This is a genomic window from Psychroserpens sp., from assembly GCF_034670085.1.
GTDB lineage: Bacteria > Bacteroidota > Bacteroidia > Flavobacteriales > Flavobacteriaceae > Psychroserpens.
The window spans coordinates 103318-125911 of sequence record NZ_JAXMOD010000009.1 but is presented as its reverse complement, the minus strand read 5'-3'; the positions used below and the strand labels follow the sequence as shown (position 1 = coordinate 125911).

The following is a 22594-nucleotide window of genomic DNA, read 5'->3' as shown; positions in this document are numbered from 1 at the left end:
ATTGAGTTCTTTGATACTAAAGGTTTATTAATCTTATCAGAAACTAACTCTAAATATGTTGCAGGTTCAAAAGGTAGAACTACATTAGATCTATCTAGAACGTCTAATCAAGTATTTTATGTGAAGTTAACCACTAATCAAGGTACGGTTACTAAGAAGATTGTTTCTTCTGGTAAATAGTAAATAGATGTAAATAATTAGGGACTTCCCTAAGGGTATATATAAAAGGCAGCTAGAAATAGCTGCCTTTTTATTTATTTAATAGTCTAATAAGTGGTAAGTGTAATACAAACTAAAAAGAATGGTTTTAGTTGGTTAGTATTGTAAGTTAAACAGGTTTTTGAAGGATTGTTTAATAGATAAAATTGGGAGCAATAAGTTATCGAGAAAATATCAAATAAGCTTAAAGGTAAATCCTGATTACGAGTTAATAATAGAGTCAGCCCAAGTAGTTGCTTCGTCTATAGAATCAAAAATCTCAAAGGGTTTATTTAAGAAGAGTTTTTCTATCTCAGCATTGCGTTTTGCTTTGTAATCTGAAGAGACCACACAAAATCCTGCTAAGTTTTTAATTTTAGAAGTTTCATTATAAATGGCTGGATCAACAGCATAGGAATGAAGTCGATGTGTGATATACACAAAATTTGTATTCTTGTAATAGGTATCTGCAACATTTATTAAAACCGCATTATGATCTGGAGTAACGGTAACACCTTCATTAATAACAACAATCATGTGGTTATCATAAATATGCATAGTGCAAAAATCATATTTTACAACATCTGTCATATCTAAAGTTAACAATAACTAACTTGTTAAACAAAAAAAAACGTCTAGATATTTCTAGACGTTTTAATATTATGTTTAAAGTTAAGATTCAGAATGCTTTTTTGGTTTTTCAATTTTAATGGTTAATTCATCAGATTTTGAATCTAAATCCATTACTATTGTATCACCTTCTTGTACTTGAGAATTAATAATTTCTTCGGCCAAGGCATCTTCAATATACTTCTGTATAGCACGTTTTAAAGGCCTAGCTCCATATTGTTTATCAAATCCTTTTTCAGCAATATAATCTTTCGCTTTCTTTGAAAGTTTAAGTTCATATCCTAAATCTTTAATTCGTTTGATAAGGAATGCTAATTCAATATCAATAATTTTATTGATATCTTCTTTTTCAAGGGCATTAAACACCATTACATCATCAATTCTATTCAGAAATTCAGGTGCGAAAGCTTTTTTAAGGGCATTCTCAATAATACTACGACTATTGTCATCTGCCTGAGCGGCTTTAGCCGAAGTACCAAAACCAACACCTTGACCAAAATCTTTCAGTTTTCTAGCACCAATATTTGATGTCATAATAATGATAGTATTTCTAAAATCAATTTTACGACCTAAACTATCAGTAAGATAACCATCATCAAGAACTTGTAAAAGCATATTGAATACATCAGGATGCGCTTTTTCAATTTCATCCAATAGAATAACGGCATAAGGTTTACGTCTTACTTTTTCAGTAAGTTGACCACCTTCTTCGTATCCTACATATCCTGGAGGTGCTCCAATAAGCCTAGAAATCGCAAATTTTTCCATATACTCGCTCATATCTATTCGTACTAAAGCATCTTCACTATCAAATAATTCACGAGCTAATACTTTAGCTAATTGCGTTTTACCAACTCCAGTTTGTCCTAAAAATATAAATGACCCAATTGGCTTATTAGGATCTTTAAGTCCAGCACGATTACGCTGAATAGCTTTTACAACCTTAGCAACAGCTTCATCTTGACCAATAACCTTTCCTTTTATTAATTCTGGTAATTGCGCTAGTTTATTACTTTCGGTTTGTGCTATTCTATTTACAGGAATACCAGTCATCATAGATACCACATCTGCAACATTATCTTCAGATACAATTTCTCTTTGTTGTTTGGTGTCCTCTTCCCATTTTTCTTGAGCAATAGCTAATTCTTTTTCTAAACGTTTTTCGTCATCTCTTAACTTTGCAGCTTCTTCATACTTTTGTTTTTTGACTACGGTATTTTTAGTTTCCTTAACTTCTTCAAGCTTTTTCTCAAGTTCTAAGATTTGTTTAGGGACATCAATATTAGTAATATGAACTCTAGATCCAGCTTCATCTAAAGCATCAATAGCTTTGTCTGGTAGAAAGCGTTCAGTCATATATCTATTGGTTAATTTAACGCAAGCTTCAATGGCTTCATCTGTATAATCAACATTATGGTGTTCTTCGTATTTTCCTTTAATGTTATTAAGGATTTCGATCGTTTCTTCAACAGTAGTTGGTTCAACAATTACCTTTTGAAAACGTCGTTCTAAAGCGCCATCTTTTTCAATATATTGTCTGTATTCATCAAGTGTTGTTGCTCCAATACATTGTATTTCCCCTCTTGCTAATGCAGGTTTAAACATATTTGAAGCATCTAAGCTTCCAGTTGCGCCACCAGCACCAACAATGGTATGAATTTCATCAATAAACAGAATGATGTCATCGTTTTTTTCAAGCTCATTCATTACAGCCTTCATGCGCTCTTCAAACTGACCTCTGTATTTTGTTCCTGCAACCAAACTTGCTAAGTCTAACGTCACTACACGCTTATTAAAAAGAATACGAGAGACTTTACGCTTAACAATTCTAAGTGCTAAACCTTCAGCGATAGCTGATTTACCAACACCTGGTTCTCCAATAAGTAATGGGTTGTTCTTTTTACGTCTACTCAGTATTTGAGAAACACGCTGTATTTCTTTTTCTCGACCTACAACGGGATCTAATTTGCCTTCTTCCGCCATAACTGTTAGATCTCGTCCAAAGTTATCTAAAACAGGTGTTTTTGACTTTTTTGTAGACTTTGAACCTGTTTGACCAAAAGGGTTTTGCTTTGCTTCGTCGTCTTCTATTGGCTCATCGTCAGAAAAAGATTCTGCTTTTGGCTCGTCTATATAATCATCTTCGTTTGTTATCATAAATTTGAATTGTTCTTTAACATTATCATAATCCACTTTTAACTTATTTAGAAGTTTAGTAGTGGGATCGTTTTCATTTCTTAAGATACACAATAATAAATGTGCAGTATTAATGGATGTGCTTTGAAAGAGTTTCGCCTCCAAAAATGTAGTTTTTAAAGCACGTTCAGCCTGTCTTGTGAGATGAAGGTTTTTCTTCTCATTAGAGGTTACAGTTATATTTGGGTTTGCAGGACTAAGAATTTCAACTTTACGTCTTAAATGATTTAAGTCAATATCTAAAGCGCTTAAAATATCTATTGCCTTTCCGCTACCATCTCTAAGTAATCCTAACATTAAGTGTTCGGTACCTATAAAATCGTGGCCTAATCGCAACGCCTCTTCTTTGCTAAATGCAATTACATCTTTGACTCTTGGGGAAAAATTATCATCCATAATAAACTCTTTCTGCTTTAAAAATAGTAAAAACAAGTATATAAAGGCAAAAACTATACCTTAAAATATATTAATAGTCTAATAGACTAAAAAAACTTTACAAAATCAAAGTTTTTAACAACTAACTTATTAAAAAAAAGCATTAAAATTTGTTAATAAAAAATATTAAAAAAGGGTTTTATAAGTTCTGTAAACCCTATGAAATTGGTTATCTTAGCGTGTTTTGAAAACCTACAAAAAATCTAATAATTTTATTTATGGCAGAAGGAGAAAAATTGATCCCTATTAACATTGAAGATGAAATGAAATCGGCTTACATTGATTATTCAATGTCAGTCATTGTGTCACGTGCATTACCTGATGTAAGAGATGGTTTAAAACCAGTTCACAGACGTGTATTATATGGTATGCATGAATTAGGTGTTAGATCTAATACAGCTCACAAAAAGTCGGCTAGAATCGTTGGTGAGGTACTTGGTAAATATCACCCACATGGTGACACCTCAGTTTATGATGCAATGGTTCGTATGGCTCAAGAATGGAGCTTGCGTTATATGTTAGTTGATGGTCAAGGAAACTTTGGTTCTATCGATGGTGATAGTCCTGCAGCAATGCGTTATACAGAAGCACGAATGCGTAAAATATCTGAGGATATGCTGGCTGATATTGAAAAGGAAACTGTTGATCATAAATTAAACTTCGATGACACCTTACAAGAACCTACAGTTTTACCTACTCGTATTCCAGGTCTTTTAGTTAATGGTGCATCAGGTATTGCTGTTGGTATGGCGACTAATATGCCTCCTCACAATTTAAGTGAAGTTGTTGATGGAACAGTAGCATATATTGAAAATAATGACATTGAAATAGATGAGCTTATTACACACATAAAAGCACCAGATTTCCCAACTGGAGGAACAATATATGGCTACGATGGTGTTCGTGAAGCTTTTAAGACAGGTCGTGGACGAATTGTCATGAGAGGTAAGGCAATTATTGAAGAAGTACAAGGAAGAGAAACTATTATAGTGACCGAAATACCATATCAGGTGAATAAAGCTGATATGATTAAAAAAACAGCAGACCTAATTAATGATAAAAAGATTGATGGTATTTCTCTAATTAGAGATGAATCTGATAGAAATGGAATGCGCATCGTTTATATTTTAAAACGTGATGCTATTCCAAATATCGTTTTAAATATGTTGTATAAGTATACAGCTTTACAATCTTCATTTAGCGTTAATAATATTGCTTTAGTTAAAGGACGTCCACAGTTATTGAATCTTAAAGAAATGATTCATTATTTTGTGGAACACAGACATGAAGTAGTTGTAAGACGAACGACTTATGAATTACGTAAAGCAGAAGAACGTGCTCATATTTTAGAAGGCCTAATTATTGCTTCAGATAATATAGACGAAGTTATTGCACTTATTAGAGCATCCTCAAATGCTGATGAAGCACGAGAAAAGTTAATTGAACGTTTTGAGCTTTCAGAAATTCAAGCGAAAGCTATCGTAGAAATGCGTCTGCGTCAGTTAACTGGTCTAGAACAAGACAAGCTTCGTAATGAGTATGAAGAGTTGATGAAAACCATAGAAGATCTAAAAGATATTCTTGATAAGAAAGATCGTCGTATGGAAATCATTAAAGACGAACTTTTAGTTGTAAAAGATAAATATGGTGATGATCGTCGTTCTCAAATAGAATATGCTGGTGGAGATTTAAGTATTGAAGATATGATTCCAGATGAGCAAGTAGTAATTACTATTTCTCATGCTGGTTATATTAAAAGAACGTCTCTTACTGAATACAAAACACAAAATAGAGGAGGTGTTGGTCAAAAAGCATCAACGACTAGGAATGAAGATTTCTTAGAGCATTTATTTGTTGGAACAAACCACCAATACATGTTATTCTTTACACAAAAAGGAAAATGTTTCTGGATGCGTGTTTATGAAATTCCGGAAGGAAGTAAAACCTCTAAAGGAAGAGCTATTCAAAACCTAATTAATATTGAGCAAGACGATAAAGTCATGGCTTTCATTTGTACTCAAGATTTAAAAGATGAAGAGTATATCAATAGTCATTATGTAATCATGGCAACTAAAAACGGTCAGGTTAAGAAAACATCTTTAGAACAGTACTCTCGTCCTAGAACTAACGGAATTAACGCCATTACAATTAAGGATAATGACGAATTGTTAGAAGCGAAATTAACCACAGGAAATAGTCAAGTAATGCTTGCGCTTAAATCTGGAAAAGCCATTAGATTTGAAGAAGCTAAAACTCGTCCAATGGGAAGAAATGCTTCTGGTGTTAGAGGAATCAAGTTAGCAAGTGACAAAGATGAAGTTATTGGAATGGTTGCTGTTGAAAACCCTCAAGAAGAATCTGTACTTGTAGTTTCAGAAAAAGGATACGGAAAAAGAACATATATTGATGATCCTGAAGATGGAGAAGCGGTTTACAGAATTACAAACCGTGGAGGTAAAGGGGTTAAAACCATTTCAATTACTGAAAAAACTGGACACTTAGTAGCCATTAAAACGGTTACAGATGAAGATGATTTAATGATTATCAATAAATCCGGTATTGCAATTAGAATGGCAGTAAATGATTTACGAGTAATGGGTCGTGCTACTCAAGGTGTAAAGTTGATTAACCTTAAGGGAAGTGATTCAATTGCAGCTGTAGCTAAAGTCATGAGAGATGAAGATGAAGATGATTTAAACGATGAAAATATTGATATTCAAGATGTTAATGAAGATGGCACAACTCTTGATACCAACGAAGAAGAATAATAATAATTAACACTAACAAAACAAAGTAATAATGAAAAAGCAAATTATAATTGCTTTAGCACTTTTAGTAAGTACATTTTCATTTTCTCAGAAAAATGAACTTAAAGCTGCTGAAAAAGCAATTAAAAACAAAAATTTTGCAGACGCAAAAGCTGCAATACAATCTGCAGAGTCTCTTATTGACTCGGCTGATGAGAAAACAAAAGCAAAGTTCTACTTCTTGAAAGGACAAGCTTTATTTGCAAATGGAGCTGGATCTAATGATGATACCAATAAGGCAGTTGAAAGTTTTAATATGGTAACAGAAATTGAATCTAAAGCTGGTAACGATAAGTATTCTTCTGAAGTGACGGAATTAAAAAGACAAATTCTTGGTGATTTGGTTGCTGAGGCTAATAATGCTTTAAAAGAAAAGCGTTATTTGGAATCTTCAGATGGATTTAATAAAGCATACCGAATGTCTCCAAAAGACACATTATATCTTTATTATGCTGCTTCAATGGCAGTAACTGCTCAAGATTTTGATGTGTCCTTAAAGTTTTATGAAGAACTAAGAGATTTAGGTTATGAAGGTGTTGAAATGGAATATTCAGCAACAAACAAAGAATCTGGAATATCTGAAAAATTTGAAAATAAAGACACGAGAGACCTTGCTGTGAGATTCGGAAGCCATATTGTTCCGAAAGAAATAAAGAAGGAATCTAAATCTGGAGAGATTATTAAGAATATTGCTCTTATTTATATTAGTAAAGGTGAAGATGAAAAAGCAACAAAAGCAATAAAAGAAGCTAGAGCTGAAAATCCTGATGATGTATCTCTAATTACTTCTGAAGCAAATATCGAATTACGATTAGGTAATAATGACAAGTTTAAGAGTTTAATGGAAGAAGCTACATTAAAGGATCCTGATAATGCAGTTCTTCAATATAATATTGGTGTAATGACTATGAAAGAAGGAGAATATGATACTGCCAGAGCTTCTTTTAATAAGGCTTTAGAATTAGACCCTTCAATGCAAGATGCAGCGATTAATATTTCTACAACTTATATTGAACAAGGAAATAACCTAGTTGAAGAAATGAATGCTCTTGGAACATCAGATGCTGATTTCAAAAGATATGATGAGCTAAAAGCTGAAAAAATCAATTTATTTGAGAAAGGTGCAAACATTTTAATTCAATTTTTAGACAATTATCCTACGGGAAGTAATAGTATTTTTCAGCAATTAAATAATATTTATTTGGCTATTGGAGATGTTGAAAAAGCTAAAATGTATAAAGAAAAGATTAAAGAATAATTAGGACATTCTTCTATAAAAAAAGCCACTCAAACTGAGTGGCTTTTTTTATATTACTTTTTTAATAACTCTAAGTTTATGGGTATGTACGTTCCTATCAGTATTGTAAATTCCAGAATGATCTAAACGATCTATACGAACTTTGCCGTGCGCATGAATGATATAATTATTTTCCATAATAATACCTACATGAATAATTTGTCCTTCATTATTATCAAAAAAAGCTAAATCACCAGGTTCACTTTCTTCAATAAAACTTAAAGCAAGACCTTGGCTAGCTTGTTGAGAAGCATCACGCAATAAATGGTAACCATTTAGTTTATATACCATCTGAGTGAATCCTGAGCAATCAATGCCAAATGGTGTTTTTCCACCCCAAAGATAAGGTGCATTTAAATAGGTGAATGCAGTTTTTATTAAGTTTTCTTTAGGCTGTTTTAGAGATGAAGAGTGTCCATCAAATCTATGATTTAATAAATCTAACCCATTTAAAGATACTCCTAAGGGAACAGTTATTAATTGTTGATTTTCATCTTGAATATATTCAATTAAATCAGTTGACAACAAATGGTCTTCACTTTTTAAGGACTTGTAATTATCTTCAGTGATTTCTAAATATTGTTTATTATCAATCCAGCCTTCGTACTTGTCAAAAGCCAAACGGATTCTGCTCCAAGATTTTCGATGTTCTAGCACTTTAAAAATTTCACCATAAAGTACTTGAGAGACTAACTCGCAAGGGTCATTAGGTTCAACTCTAAGTGGAACAATACTCAGATTACAAATTCCGTATTGCATTAAATTATATTAATTGCGTTCTAATACTAATGCAGAAGCACCACCACCACCATTACAAATAGCAGCAGCTCCAATTTGAGCATTATTTTGTTCTAAAACATTTAGTAAAGTAATCAAAATTCTAACACCAGAACAACCTAACGGATGTCCTAAAGAAACAGCACCTCCATTAACATTTACATTACTATCGTTAAGATTTAAAAGTTTCATGTTAGCTAAACCAACAACTGAAAACGCTTCATTGAATTCAAAAAAGTCCACATCATCAATAGAAATTCCTGCTTTATCCAGAGCTTTTGGCAAAGCTTTGGCAGGAGCAGTAGTAAACCATTTAGGTTCTTGTGCCGCATCTGCATATCCTTTTATAGTAGCCAGAGGTATTAACCCTAATTCTTCAGCTTTGTCTTTACTCATTAAAACCATAGCTCCAGCACCATCATTAATTGTTGATGCATTTGCAGCAGTTACAGTGCCTTCTTTTGTAAAAGCTGGACGTAATGCAGGTATTTTTTCCATTTTGACATTACTATATTCTTCATCTCTAGAAACGATAATTGCATCTCCACGACGTTGAGGTACTTCGACAGAAATAACTTCATTGTCAAATTTGCCAGCTTCCCATGCGGCAGCTGATCGTTTATATGATTGAATGGCATAAGCATCTTGATCTTCTCGAGAAAAATTGTACTCTGTTGCACATGCATCAGCACAAACTCCCATAGCATTTTTGTCGTAAGCATCAACTAATCCGTCTTTTTGCATACCATCTTCCATTGTTGCAGGTCCAAATTTAGTACCAGTTCTTGCGTGATAATAATGTGGTATTAAACTCATGTTTTCCATTCCACCAGCAACAATTATATCTGCGTCTCCTAAGGCGATAGATTGCGCAGCTTGCATAACAGCTTTCATTCCTGAAGCACATACTTTATTAATAGTTGTACAAGGAACGGTATCTGGTATACCAGCATAAATAGCTGCTTGTCTTGCAGGAGCTTGACCAGTTCCAGCTTGAACAACATTACCCATTAATACTTCTTGGACCATTTCAGGTTTTAGATTGATTTTATTTAAAGCACCTTGTATTGCAGCCGCTCCAAGTTTTGGAGCTGGAACTGTAGATAATGCGCCTAGAAAGCTTCCAATTGGAGTTCTTGCAGCTGAGACAATTACGACTTCTTTACTCATTTCTATACCATTTATGTTATGTGATGCAAAATTAATCATTTTTAATAGATTTTTTGCAATCAAATTGAGAACATCAAAAGTTTAATCTATTATATTTTATTACTTTTGAATGAATACAAACTAATACAAATACTCATTATCTTATAGGTGTTTGTAACTCCTTAATACACAAGATGGAAGACTTAATTAATAAATGGTATAAAAATCATTCACTTTTATATAAAGTGTTATTGTTTTTAAGTACTACATTTTTAATTGTGTATCTATTTCCAAAAAGTGGAAAGTTTAAATATAATTTTGATAAAGGAAAACCTTGGCAATCCGAAAACTTATATGCGCCTTTTGATTTTGCAATAAAAAAATCACTTAACGAAATTCAAACTGAAGAACAGGAAGTAATAGACGCCAGTCCTATTTATTTTGATATTGATACAAAAGTAAAATCAAAGGTATTAGAAACGTACAATGATAAATTTGAAGACACGTTTCTAGATACCATACCAAGAAAGAAAGCCTTATACAACGTTGGTAAGTCAGCTATTGAAAGCCTTTACAGCTTTGGTGTGCTTGACGAAAATTACAAGTATTCTGAAGATAAAAATGTGATTTTAGTTGAAGATCAAAAGCAAGTTTCTAAAACAACCTATAATCAATTAACTAAAATTGACGAATTTAGGACAGTTTTGGAAGACGCTCTAACTTATAACAACCTCTCTTCGTACGAGCCTACTTTTATATCCTTGTTTTTTGATATTATATCGCCAAATGTTTCTCTTAATTCCTCTCTAACAGATAATTCTTTACAGGAAGAACTAAATAGTATTTCCACTGTTAGAGGTAGTATTGAAAAAGAAACTTTGATTATTTCTAAAGGAGAGATTATTGAAGGAAGTAAATATGATATTTTAAAATCACTAGAAGCAGAATATGAATCCCAAGTTTGGAATGCCTCAAATTATAATTTAGTCATTTTTGCTTATGCTTTGCTTGTTGCTTTAGCACTTTTAATGCTTTTACTGTTTTTACGGAAGTATAGAATTGAAGTCTTTTTAGACAATACTAAAGTCACTTTTATTTTCTTCAATATTTTATTGATGATTTTATTGACAACTTTAATCATAAATTACAACTCTAAGCAAGTCTATGTTATTCCTTTATGCATCCTTCCATTAGTTTTAAAAGCGTTTTTTGATGCGCGATTAGGGTTGTTTGCACATGTGCTGACAGTTTTGTTATTAGGTTTTATTGTGCCTAATAGCTATGAATACATGTTTCTTCAAATTATTGCAGGAATTGTAACCATATTAACTGTATCTGAGTTGTATAAACGTGCTAATTTGTTTATTTCTGTCGGACAAATAACCCTTATTTATATTATAGCCTATTTCGCGTTTTTTGTAATTCACGAAGGAAATATCACAAATCTGAAATTAGAAACTTTTGGACTTTTTATTTTATGTGGTTTAGCAACATTATTTGTACAGCCGTTAATTTACATCTACGAAAAGTTATTCGGATTGGTATCTGACGTGTCTCTTTTAGAACTTACAGACACGAATACTAAGCTCCTGAAAGAACTTTCAAATAAGGCACCTGGAACATTTCATCATTCATTAAATGTTGCAAATTTAGCTGAAGCTTCAGCAAATGAAATTGGAGCCAATTCTATGTTAGTTAGAGTAGGAGCATTATATCATGATATTGGAAAAATGAAATCACCTACTTATTTTACAGAAAACCAAGCAACAGGTATTAATCCTCATGATGAACTATCGTCTCGTGAAAGTGCAAAGATTATTATAGATCATGTTATAGATGGTATTGAAATTGCTAAGAAAAATAAATTACCAGATCGTGTTATTGATTTTATTAGAACGCATCATGGAACTAGTTTGGTGTACTATTTTTATATGAAGGAGAAAGAGCTTGATGCCACAACTTCTGCTGATGATTTTAGATATCCTGGGCCGAAACCATATAGTAAAGAAACCGCCATATTAATGATGTGTGATAGCGTAGAAGCTGCTTCTAAAAGCTTGAAGGAGCCGTCATCTACGAAAATTGACAAGTTTGTGGAGTCAATTATCACAAAACAAATGGATGATGGTCAATTTTTGAATGCAAACATTACGTTTAAAGAAATTCAAATGATTAAGAAAGTCCTTAAAACTAAGTTAGCCAACATCTTCCATTTGAGGATTGAATACCCAGAATAAATTTTTGATAAAAAATTTAAAAAAATAGTTGCGTTCTTTGTAATGATAAGTTACATTTGCATCCGCAATTTATTGCAAAGTTCATATACAAAAGGAGAGGTGCCTGAGTGGCCGAAAGGAGCGGTTTGCTAAATCGTCGTACCTAGAAATAGGTACCCAGGGTTCGAATCCCTGTCTCTCCGCAAATTTCATTTGAAATTTTATTAATTAGATAACCTTCGGAGTGTAGCGTAGCCCGGTTATCGCGCCGCGTTTGGGACGCGGAGGTCGCAGGTTCGAATCCTGCCACTCCGACAAATTAAATTATAGTATTCAAGATCATTTAGTATTTTGAATTATTAGAGTTACGGGCTCGTAGCTCAGCTGGATAGAGCACCTCCCTTCTAAGGAGGCGGTCACAGGTTCGAATCCTGTCGGGCTCACAAAAAGACTTAGCAGAAATGTTAAGTCTTTTTTGTTTTTAGTCGATATATTAATGCGTTTAGTCCGATATTTATTTAAAATAATGCATTTTGTCGAATAAATAAAACATTTTAGCGATGTTTTTGTTTGTTATTGAATTTATTTATCCTACATTTGTCTTATAATTTTCATTAAACCCCAAACCAATGAAAAACCTACTTAAAGCAATTGCTTGCGCAGTTGTTGTATTTACATGCTATAATTGTTCTGTTGAACCTGCAGAACCAATTCAAGATGAACTCTTAACTTCTCAAGAAGATATATCAGACGTTGAAATTCCAGAAGTGAACTGTACAAGTCAAGATCCACAGGCCATTTTAACTAATAATAGTTTAGTTGCTGTAGATTTTGAAGTTTTTGATCAATTCGGACTTTTAATGACCCATGCTTATGGCGTTCCGGCTGGAGATACTTCTACTACTTTAACATTTCCTGATGGCATAACTACATTTGTGGTTAGTACTTCATCTACTGCTAAAGAAGTGAAAATTGATATGGGAAACTGTATGGTTTATGAAGTTGAAATAAACGAGAATAATCAGTTAGATACTGATGTGCCTACGCAACTTTAGAACACAATAAGACAATTTTTTCGTCCAAAATATTGGTAGTAAAGAAAAGGTAAATATGTCCTCCTTCTTTTATTCCCAGTTTTTTTCGAATAGTTTGAACCGGTTCTGGAAAGTTTCTAGTCGTGATATTGGCTTTACTTAACTGCTCTTTTTTAAGTTGTTGTTTATTGTACGGTAAAACCTTATTAATCTTGAATCGCCTTCCTGGAAATGTTACGAGTTCTTCTGAAGTGTAAAGGTGGCTGTTGCTATGTAATTTATGAACATTTATTTTAGATGAGATAAGTTTGAATGCACCAGATTTATAAATCGCCACATTAGGTTCGTACAAAAACGAAAGTGGTGTGCTGTAAGTTGGACTAGCATTTTGTTTTTCATTTAATTCGAAATTGAATTGTACTAAGTTATCATTTGTGATATCAACTGTGTAAACATTGATATTATTTGAGTATCCCTTTTTTAGAATCCAAAGCAATTCTTTGACTTCATTTTTTACTGAAACAATGTGAATAGAGACTACATTTTTTAATTCTTTAAGCCCAACTGACAAATCTAATAGAGGTGATGTTTTAATCATTAGCTGATCAGATTTAGAAAAAAGCAGATCTAGGTTTGCCGGAACATTAGGTAAGCAATCTTCTAGAAAAAAAACTTTTCCTTTTTGATCATGCCTCCTAGATGGATCAATATATATCCAATCAAAAATCTCATCATTAGTTTTTAAATAACCTAAACCATCAGTTGTAACAAATTTTATATTATTTGTTTGTAACAGGTTGGAATTATAAGACACAATTTCAGAAAGCACTTTGTTTATTTCACAATGAATTACACTTGAAAACTGTTTCGAGAAATAGTGGCAGTCAACGCCAAATCCTCCTGTTATATCAATAATTCGCTTACCAGAAATCAATTCAGATTTGTATTTTGCTGTAGTCTCTGATGATGTCTGCTCAATATTAAGTTTGTTTGGAAAATAGATGCCTTCCGTTTGAAACCAAGTTGGTAACTTGTTTTTGCTTTTTAGTTTGGCTTCAATTTGCTCTACAATTTCCTTCGTGCTTACATTCTGAAAAGAGATTCCTTTTAAAAGCAGTTTTGTGACGTCTTCATTAATATTGGAATTGATGTAAGCTTGAACCTCACTATGTAGAATGTTCTGATTCAATTGAATTAAAGGTCTTTTGTGAGTTTTTTAACCACTTTGTTTTCTGAAAGAAACTCTTTTAAAATTACTTTTATGGCTGTATACGTTGGCACTGCAACTATCATTCCTACAATTCCGAATAACAATCCAGCGATTATAATAACTAAAAATATTTCAAGAGGATGTGACTTAACACTTTTTGAAAAAATAAAAGGTTGACTGAAAAAATTATCTACCAATTGAGCTACTATAAAGCCTATCATGACATAGGTCGTTTTAGGAAGAATGACTTCACTAAAGTTTTCACCTAAGTTACTAGACATGGTTAATACAATCATTAGTATACCACTAACTAAGGGTCCAACATACGGAATTAGATTAAGCAATGCACATAAAAAGGCTATAACTATGGCATTGTCAATTCCGAAGATTAGCAACACGATTGTATAAATAACAAAGAGAATAAGAATTTGAAAAATCAGACCAACAAAATATCTAGAAAGTAAATCTTTGATTTTTTCTGAAGAATTTTTCCAACGCGATTCTTTTGATTCCGGAATAAAAGTGATGATTCCATTTTCAAAAAGTCGACTATCCTTTAAAAAGAAAAATGATATGAATAATACCGAAAACAATCCAATAAGTGAGCTACCTAATCCGCCAATAAACGAATTTAAAAAATTCGGAATTATAGAATAATCTAGTTTCGAAAGCATTCCGGAGTCTTTTATAGACTGCTCAACATCAACTTTGCTTAAATCAAAATAGGTCGTGATTTCAGAATATAAATTTTCTGCATTTGATTGTAATTCATTAATATCTAAGAGCGATAAATTTTGACCTTGTTCAACGACTAAAGGAATAAACATTCTTATGAGTCCGAGTAGTAAGCCAATAAACAATACCATGGTAACAATGACTGCGATTGTATTATTGAATTTAAGCTTACGTCTTAAAAACAATACAATTGGCCTGCCAACTAGTGAGATAACAGCAGCAATTGCAATATATACAATGACAGATTGAATTTTATATAAAAAGAATAGGAGTAAACAAGCACCTATTACAATAGCAAATGCTCTTAATATTCCGTTTGCAATAATTTTTGAATTCATGATCTAAAGATATAAAACTGTTACAAGAATTGCTTTGTAATTTCGTATAAAGCTACTGAAGTTGCCTGAACCACATTCATACTGCTGTTTTGACCAAACATTTCTATATGAATAATGTCATCTGACAGTTTTAATAGAGTTTTTGAAACACCATAATTTTCATCACCAATAATCAAAGCAATAGGTTGTTTATTGGAAAACTTAAAGTCATGCAAAGCTGCGCTAGAGTCTGTTATTTCTAGTGACACAATTTGATAACCTTTTGCTTTAAGTTGGGTTGTGACTTCAAGTGCATTGTCAGAAATTTCGAAGTCGACAAATTTTTCTGTTGCTCGAGATGTTTTGGTCATTTTCCGTCCGAGTGGAATATGTTCACCACAAAACACTATTTTTTCCACACCAAAAGCATCTGCCGTTCTAAACAAACTTCCTAGGTTTGGAGCATTAGTGACATTTTCACAAACTAAAGTAATTGGGAATGTACGTTTGGTAAAAGATGTAGAGTAGTGGTCGAGTTGTTTCATGAATACCCTTAATTCTCAAAAGCATATTTCACAATATTAGCTCCCATTTTCAATGCTTTTTCTCTTACACTCGGTGGATCGTTATGCACTTCGGGATCTTCCCAGCCATCGCCTAAATCACTTTCAAAAGTAAATAAAAGCACTAATCTGTTTTCGTGAAATAAACCAAACGCTTGAGGCCGTTTGCCATCGTGTTCATGAATTTTAGGCAATCCATCAGGAAAAGGGTAAGCGGAATTAAAAATGCCGTGATTTGCAGGAATTTCAATTAATTCTTGGTTTGGAAAAACCTTCTTTAATTCTTTTTTGATATAAGGTTCCATTCCATAGTTGTCGTCAATGTGAAGAAAGCCGCCAGAGATTAAGTAACTGCGAAGATTTTCTGCATCTTCATCACTAAAAAAAACATTTCCGTGGCCAGTCATATGTAACATAGGATATTGAAAAATATCAATACTTCCAACATCAACAGTTTCTGGTTTTGGGTTTATTTTGGTATTAATGTTATCATTACAGTATGTAATTAAATTAGGCAATGCTGTAGGATTACTATACCAATCACCACCACCTTTATATTTAACTATAGCTAAATCTTGAGCCTTAGAGCTCAAGCTAAGGCATCCTATAAGGATTAACGAAAGACATAACGTTTTACAAAGTTTTGACATATTTCAAAAATATAAAATAACGTATTAGCAATACGTTCTTTTAACTTTAATTAAGGTTTTTTCTGAATGTTTTTCTACGTCTGAATACAACTGGGTCGAAATGCTTCCAGATTTTTTGAATCGCTTCATTATCTTCTAATTCAGGTGTTCTATAGCAGGTTTGAATTCCTTTTTGTTGGAAAATTTCATAATATTCATTAAAAATGACGGCATGTACACCTTTGTTTTGATATTCAGGATGAATTCCAATGAGGTAAAAAATGGCATCCTTGCTATTTTTTTTGGCATTTAAAATGTGTCTAAAACCAAAAGGGAATAATTTTCCATTTGCTTTTTGAAGTGCTTTTGAAAATGCTGGCATTACAATGGCAAATCCAATAAGATCATCATTTTTATCGACAACAAATTTGATGTATTCTGGGTTTATGAAGCTTATAAATTTCTTTTTAAAATATTCTTTTTGAATATCTGTAATCTTCACAAAAGAAGAAAGCGAAGCATAACTTTCATTGAATAAATCAAACATTTTATCTGCATAAGGCATTACATCTTCAGTTTTAGTGAATTTTAATGCTTTTAAATTGTAGCGACGTTTAATTAACTCTTGAGCTTTAACGAAAAATTCTGGTTTTACGTTTTTGAATGGAAATTTGCTTTCTATATATGTTTTTTCAGCTTTATATCCCAAAGCTTCGAAATGCCTAACATAATAGGGATGGTTGTACCAGGTAACCATTGGTGCAATGGTTTCATAACCTTCGGTTACAACTCCAACCTTATCTAGGTTTGAAAATCCAACAGGGCCTTCAGTATACTCCAATTTATTTGACTTACCAATACTTTCAACTTGGTCTAACAGCGCTTTTGATACCTCTAAATCATCAATGAAATCAAACCAGCCAAAACGCATTTTTTTCTGATTTTGACCATCAACTTCAAGCCAGTTTATGATTGCAGCTACACGACCAACTAAAACATTATCCTTAAATGCTAGAAAAAAACGAGCTTCAGCATCTTTAAAAATTGGATTCTTTTTTTTGTCAAAAGTTTGTAATTCTTGACTTATAATAGGAGGTACCCAAGATTTTGAGTTTTTATAAAGTCCAAAAGGAAACGTAACAAATTTCTTTAAGTCTTTTTTAGAATAGATTTCTTTAACTGTAATCATATACATTTTAGCTTAAAGGCTTCCGTCATCATCAAAATCAACATCATCCTTTTTCTTCTTTTTGTTCTTTTTCTTTTTCGGTTTTCTCTTATCAGCATCTTTTTTAGAATTTCCATTATCAATTTCTTTGTCTTTATGAAAATCAAGACGGTAAGACACGCCTAAATTAGCGCCAAATACAGAAGGTGTGTCCTTTGTGTTTAACGTTACAGCTGTATCTAGCTGAAAGTTTTTACTCCACAAGTAAGCACCTCCAAAACGGAATAAATTGTCGGCATAAAAGTCACTTTTTATACCTTGAGTTTCAGCAAATATCACCCATTGCGGATTGAAAGAATGTGTAAGGGTTAGAATGTATTGAAATTCAGAGAAATCTGTGCCAATTCTGTCTTTTACTAAATTCATAATAAAAACCCATCCACCAGAAAAGTTGTTCTGAGTAGCGATCATTATTTTCGGACTAAAACCTTCTATACCTGAAGGTAAATACGAATTATTTTTCGTGTCAAAGTTTGCTCCAGCATATACAGCTACAGCAGGAATTAAAGACTTCCATTTAAACGTTCTATTTGCATGGTAGCTATATAAGTTTGGTTTGTCTTCTTCTTCCGAATTTTTATAAGGATCGTAAACTAAATATTTGGCTCCAATCGTGAAATTTTTAAAATTAGAGCGTTTTTCATCAAAAGCTAAAAACCCTCTATTATCTGTTTTTGTGTCATTTTGGTAAATCCCTTCAATATTTAGTTCTAATTCCTCGAAAAGCAAACCATAACGCGCTGCAAAATCAACTCCAAAGCCAGATACTTCATATTTTAATGATGAGTGTTCTTCTTTTACCATGTATGGTCCAACTTCTAACTGAGCAACATTTGTTCCTACAGAGAACGCACTTCTAGATACTCCAGGTCTATTAGAGTTTATGACTTCTGTATATTGAGCAAAAATGAATTGGGTAACAAAAATAAGGAGAATTGTAAAGGATGCTTTGATGTAATTCATAGGCTTTTGATTTAATTCAAATATAGAGATTTTATATTTTTTTTAAGTATTTATAACTGTTTTTAAATGCTTATAATTGTATTTTTGTGCAAATATCTATTTATGTTACAGACAGCATCATTCGTGGGTTTTTTTAGAACGATTTTAATTATTCTTTTGGTATATTATGGAATAAAGATTTTATCACGTCTTTTCGCTCCATATCTTTTGCGTTATATGTCAAAAAAGATGCAACAAAAATTTGGAGGACAATTTCAACAACAGCAACAGCATCAAAATCCTAAACAAAAGGAAGGTGAGACAGTTATAGATAAAGTACCACAGCAACAGAAGTCTTCAGATAAAAGCGTTGGAGAGTACGTAGATTACGAAGAAATTGAGTAAACTTGTCCTCATGTAAGGGAGACTCTTTTTGTTTATTAAAAAAATAGCTACTTTTAAAACTCATTTTTTAAAATAATTCCATGCCATTATCTTTTAAAAAATTCATTCCACATCTTCTAGTAATAATTGGTTTTGTGGTTATTTCTCTTGCATATTTTAGCCCAGTTCTACAAGGCAAACAAATCTTTCAAAGTGATATCATGCACTATATTGGTATGGCACAACAACAAAAAGATTTTAGTGCTCAAACAGGTCAAGAAACCTTTTGGACCAATAGTGCTTTTGGAGGAATGCCAACCTATCAATTAGGTGCAAAGTATCCTCATAATTATATTAAAGAATTAGACTTAGTATTACGGTTTCTACCTAGACCAGCTGATTATCTATTTGTCTATTTTTTAGGATTTTATGTATTGTTACTTGTATTGAAAGTTGAATATAAATTAGCAGCTCTCGGTGCTTTAGCTTTTGGGTTTTCTACCTATCTGATTATCATACTTGGCGTCGGTCATAATAGTAAAGCACATGCCATTGCTTATATGCCTCTAGTCCTTAGTGGAATTATACTTACGTTTCGAAAAAAGTACATTTTTGGCTTCTTACTAACGACAGTTGCTTTGGCTCTTGAAATCTGTGCGAACCATTTTCAAATGACTTATTATTTAATGTTGTTGGTATTCGTTTTAGGAATCGCATATCTTATTGATGCTTATAAAAAACAGTTATTGCCACACTTTTTTAAGACTGTAGGTATTTTAGTTGTAGCTGCAATTCTTTCTGTGGCTTTAAATGCAACGAATGTAATGGCTACGCAGGAATATGTAAAAGAAAGTACACGAGGTAAAAGTGAATTAACAATTAATCCCGATGGTTCTCCGAGAGAAGTCACTTCTGGTTTAAGTAAAGATTATATAACCGAATATAGTTACGGAATTTTAGAGACGTTTAATTTGTACATTCCTAGATTTTTAGGTGGAGGAAGTGGAGAAGATGTAGGTAAAGATTCTGAATCCTATAAATTTTATACCAATATTGGTGCAAGTCCGATTGAAGCGTTAAATGAAGTTAAAAATACACCAACATATTGGGGAGATCAAACCATAGTTGAGGCACCAGCTTATGTTGGAGCTGTTGTGTTATTTCTATTTGTTTTTGCCTTATTCTTAGTAAAAGGCAGATTGAAATGGTGGTTAGTAGGTGGTAGTTTATTGTCCTTGATTTTGTCCTATGGAGATAGTTGGCCATTTGGATTTATAACTGATTTCTTTATTGATTATGTACCACTATACAACAAATTTAGAGCAGTGAGCTCCATTCAAGTTATTTTAGAATTATGTATTCCAGTCTTAGCTATTTTCGGATTATCAAGATTGTTTAATCAATATGAAAAGGATGAAGATAAAATGGCTGCATTAAAATATTCAGCAATCATTGCAGGAGGAATTACTTTAATATTCTTATTATTTAAATCTTCACTTGATTTTATAGGCTTAGACTTTGTGGGTTCTAATGATGGTTATTATCGTCAAGCATACGGACAATTTGGTGAAGCATTTGTTGATGCTTTACGTGAGGACCGAAAATCCTTTTTTACTCAAGATACGTTGCGTACACTCATTTTAGTCTTACTATCAGCTGGAACAATTTTCATGTTTTTAAAGAAAAAACTTTCTGAAACTCTGGTAGTCGTTGTATTTGCTGTATTGATTTTATTCGATTTGGTAGGTGTGGACAGACGTTATGTCAATAGCGATAATTTTGTATCTGCTATTAAAGTGACTAAACCTTATCAGCCTAATTTAGCAGATAAAGAAATTCTTCAAGACAAAGGTCATTTTAGAGTTTTAGATTTATCAACGGAAGGCAGCAGAGCTCCTGCAAGAGCAGCTTATTTTCATAATTCATTAAGTGGTTATCATGCGGCAAAACTGAAACGATTTGATGAATTGTATGATTTTCATATTTCAAGAAATAATATGAATGTGTTGAATATGCTCAATACTAAATATATTATCGCTGAAGAAGAAGGTCAAGTATTCCCATATACAAATGAAGATGCCAATGGTAATGCTTGGTTTGTAAGCAATTTAGTAAAGTTAAATACGGCAAATGAAGAAATTCGAGAGTTAGATAGTTTAAACACCAGTATTAAAGCTATTACTACGTCAGAAGTATTGAAATCGAAACGGTTTGTTGTTGACTCTTTGGCTAGCATTAAGCTTTTAGATCATAAACCAAATTATTTGAAATATAGGTCAACTAATAATAACGAAGGTTTTGCTGTATTTTCTGAAATGTATTACAGTCAAGGTTGGCAAGCCTATTTAGACGGGAATGAAGTACCGCATCAACGTGTAAATTATGTTTTAAGAGGAATGGAAGTTCCTTCAGGAGAACATTCGATTGAATTTAAGTTTGAACCTCAAGTTGTTAAAACAGGAAGTACTATTGCCTTGGCTAGCTCAATACTTTTTGGATTACTAGTGCTTGGTGGATTATTTGTAGCGTTTAAAAAGAAAACCAATGAAGGTGCATAAAAAAGCACTCATCATCACATACTATTGGCCACCAGCTGGAGGTCCAGGAGTTCAACGATGGTTAAAATTTGTGAAGTATCTTCCAGAATTTGGTGTCGAACCAATTGTGTATTGTCCTGAGAATCCTAGTTACCCAATTACAGATGAAAGTTTATCAGGAGAGATTTCAGATGAGATTACAATTCTAAAACAACCCATAAAAGAACCTTACCGTTTTGCAAATCTTTTATCTAAAAAGAGCTCTAAGCAAATAAGTTCAGGTGTTATTCCGAAACAGAAAAAACAAAGCCTCATTCAGAAGTTAATGTTGTACATACGTGGTAATTTCTTTATTCCAGATGCTAGAAAAAACTGGATAAAGCCTTCAGTGTCATTTCTTTCGGACTATATTGTAAAACATAGCATCAAGACGATAATTACAACTGGTCCACCACATAGTTTGCACCTAATTGGACTGCAATTAAAGCGAAAGCATGAGGTGAAGTGGTTTGCAGATTTTAGAGATCCATGGACGACCATTGGTTATCACAAGCAGTTAAAATTAACCACGTCTTCCGCAGAAAAACATAAAAAGCTGGAATCTCAAGTGCTCCAATCAGCAAATCACATTGTAGTCACTAGTGCTAATACTAAAAAGGAGTTTTCTTCAAAAACGAAACAACCAATAACTGTGATTACAAATGGATATGATGCACATCATATTGATCGACCAGTTAAGGATTCAAAATTTACAATAGCACATATTGGTTCATTGCTGTCTGAACGTAATCCGAAGCAATTGTGGGAAGCTTTAAGCGAATTGGTAAAGGAAAACCATTCTTTTTCTGAAGCCTTCCAATTGTATTTGATTGGAGTTGTAAGTGACGATGTTTTGCTTACACTTCAACAGTTTGGTTTAGAAAACCATGTTAAAACTTTAGGTTATGTATCGCATAGAGAAGCCTTAAAAGCACAAATGAGTTCTAGAGTTTTGTTGTTGATTGAGATCGATTCCAACGATACTAAAGCGATAATTCCTGGTAAATTATTTGAGTATATGGTTTCAGAAACACCTATACTTGCTGTTGGTCCGGAAGATTCAGATGTCGAAACTATTTTAAAGTTGACGAATACTGGTCAGTATTTTTACTATGAACAAAAGCAAGCAATTAAATCTCAGATTTTATCGTACTTTGAGGCTTATAAAACCAATTCATTAACAGTAAACGCCATTGGATTGCAACAATATAGTAGAAAAGCGTTAACTAAATCGCTTGCAGAATTACTAAAGGAGTAGCTTTAAAATTTTA

Annotated in this window: 18 protein-coding genes and 3 tRNA genes; 11 read left to right on the top strand and 10 right to left on the bottom strand. The window is 32.7% G+C overall.

Translation table 11 applies throughout. The features are described from left to right. On the top strand, positions 1-180 hold a 180-nt coding region (locus VOI25_RS14795), incomplete at its 5' end, for a hypothetical protein (RefSeq protein ID WP_323789864.1). 240 nt (positions 181-420) lie between these two features. On the opposite strand, the gene VOI25_RS14790 is transcribed toward VOI25_RS14795, so the two are convergent. Further along, entirely contained in the window at positions 421-789 is a 369-nt protein-coding gene (locus VOI25_RS14790) for a hypothetical protein (protein ID WP_323789863.1), read from the bottom strand. 81 nt (positions 790-870) lie between these two features. Further along, positions 871-3420: an ATP-dependent Clp protease ATP-binding subunit gene (locus tag VOI25_RS14785; RefSeq protein WP_323789862.1), complete on the bottom strand. Its 2550-nt coding sequence runs from the start codon at positions 3418-3420 to the stop codon at positions 871-873. Between the two features lie 257 nt (positions 3421-3677). Here VOI25_RS14785 and gyrA point away from each other — a divergent pair, with 257 nt between their 5' ends. Both gyrA and VOI25_RS14775 read left to right on the top strand, forming a co-directional pair. After that, entirely contained in the window at positions 3678-6227 is a 2550-nt protein-coding gene (gene gyrA, locus VOI25_RS14780) for a DNA gyrase subunit A (protein WP_323789861.1), read from the top strand. Between the two features lie 31 nt (positions 6228-6258). Beyond that, positions 6259-7524 carry a tetratricopeptide repeat protein gene (locus VOI25_RS14775; protein WP_323789860.1) on the top strand — a complete coding sequence of 422 codons (1266 nt, stop codon included), beginning with the start codon at positions 6259-6261 and terminating at the stop codon, positions 7522-7524. Between the two features lie 48 nt (positions 7525-7572). Here the strand turns inward: VOI25_RS14775 and VOI25_RS14770 are convergent, their stop codons facing one another. Both VOI25_RS14770 and VOI25_RS14765 read right to left on the bottom strand, forming a co-directional pair. Then, positions 7573-8322, bottom strand: a complete 750-nt coding sequence (locus tag VOI25_RS14770) for a C40 family peptidase (RefSeq protein ID WP_323789859.1) — start codon at positions 8320-8322, stop codon at positions 7573-7575. 9 nt (positions 8323-8331) lie between these two features. Beyond that, complete coding sequence (locus VOI25_RS14765) at positions 8332-9510, bottom strand: acetyl-CoA C-acyltransferase (RefSeq protein WP_323789865.1); 1179 nt, start codon at positions 9508-9510, stop codon at positions 8332-8334. A 173-nt stretch (positions 9511-9683) separates the two neighbouring features. On the opposite strand from VOI25_RS14765, the gene VOI25_RS14760 reads away from it, so the two are divergent. The 5 genes from VOI25_RS14760 to VOI25_RS14740 all read left to right on the top strand — a co-directional run bounded on the left by VOI25_RS14760 (position 9684) and on the right by VOI25_RS14740 (position 12760). After that, entirely contained in the window at positions 9684-11726 is a 2043-nt protein-coding gene (locus VOI25_RS14760) for an HDIG domain-containing metalloprotein (protein WP_323789858.1), read from the top strand. Positions 11727-11819: 93 nt separating this feature from the next. Then, a tRNA-Ser gene (locus VOI25_RS14755) sits at positions 11820-11908 on the top strand. Positions 11909-11945: 37 nt separating this feature from the next. Beyond that, positions 11946-12020: transfer RNA gene (locus VOI25_RS14750), tRNA-Pro, on the top strand. 54 nt (positions 12021-12074) lie between these two features. Continuing rightward, a tRNA-Arg gene (locus tag VOI25_RS14745) sits at positions 12075-12148 on the top strand. Between the two features lie 186 nt (positions 12149-12334). Next, positions 12335-12760 (top strand): hypothetical protein, encoded by a 426-nt coding sequence (locus tag VOI25_RS14740; RefSeq protein ID WP_323789857.1) that lies wholly within the window; start codon positions 12335-12337, stop codon positions 12758-12760. Here the strand turns inward: VOI25_RS14740 and VOI25_RS14735 are convergent. The 6 genes from VOI25_RS14735 to VOI25_RS14710 are packed head-to-tail and all read right to left on the bottom strand — an operon-like array spanning position 12747 to position 18384. Continuing rightward, positions 12747-13928 carry a class I SAM-dependent methyltransferase gene (locus VOI25_RS14735; protein WP_323789856.1) on the bottom strand — a complete coding sequence of 394 codons (1182 nt, stop codon included), beginning with the start codon at positions 13926-13928 and terminating at the stop codon, positions 12747-12749. The genes VOI25_RS14740 and VOI25_RS14735 overlap by 14 nt on opposite strands. Before the next feature lie 5 nt (positions 13929-13933). Then, positions 13934-15022, bottom strand: coding sequence for an AI-2E family transporter (locus VOI25_RS14730; protein ID WP_323789855.1), 1089 nt, complete (start codon positions 15020-15022; stop codon positions 13934-13936). A gap of 20 nt (positions 15023-15042) precedes the next feature. Beyond that, positions 15043-15546, bottom strand: a complete 504-nt coding sequence (locus tag VOI25_RS14725) for a TrmH family RNA methyltransferase (protein ID WP_323789854.1) — start codon at positions 15544-15546, stop codon at positions 15043-15045. 8 nt (positions 15547-15554) lie between these two features. Next, positions 15555-16214, bottom strand: coding sequence for a DUF4159 domain-containing protein (locus VOI25_RS14720; RefSeq protein WP_323789853.1), 660 nt, complete (start codon positions 16212-16214; stop codon positions 15555-15557). 46 nt (positions 16215-16260) lie between these two features. After that, positions 16261-17382, bottom strand: coding sequence for a GTP cyclohydrolase (locus VOI25_RS14715; RefSeq protein ID WP_323789852.1), 1122 nt, complete (start codon positions 17380-17382; stop codon positions 16261-16263). A 12-nt stretch (positions 17383-17394) separates the two neighbouring features. Continuing rightward, entirely contained in the window at positions 17395-18384 is a 990-nt protein-coding gene (locus VOI25_RS14710) for a transporter (RefSeq protein ID WP_323789851.1), read from the bottom strand. A gap of 102 nt (positions 18385-18486) precedes the next feature. Between VOI25_RS14710 and VOI25_RS14705 the strand changes: the two genes are divergently transcribed. The 3 genes from VOI25_RS14705 to VOI25_RS14695 all read left to right on the top strand — a co-directional run bounded on the left by VOI25_RS14705 (position 18487) and on the right by VOI25_RS14695 (position 22581). Continuing rightward, positions 18487-18768, top strand: a complete 282-nt coding sequence (locus VOI25_RS14705) for a DUF4834 family protein (RefSeq protein WP_323789850.1) — start codon at positions 18487-18489, stop codon at positions 18766-18768. A gap of 80 nt (positions 18769-18848) precedes the next feature. Continuing rightward, complete coding sequence (locus VOI25_RS14700; protein WP_323789849.1) at positions 18849-21305, top strand: YfhO family protein; 2457 nt, start codon at positions 18849-18851, stop codon at positions 21303-21305. Continuing rightward, a complete protein-coding gene (locus VOI25_RS14695) occupies positions 21292-22581 on the top strand; it encodes a glycosyltransferase family 4 protein (RefSeq protein WP_323789848.1) in 1290 nt (429 codons plus the stop codon). Before VOI25_RS14700 ends, VOI25_RS14695 begins: the two co-directional genes overlap by 14 nt. Positions 22582-22594 lie beyond the last annotated feature (13 nt).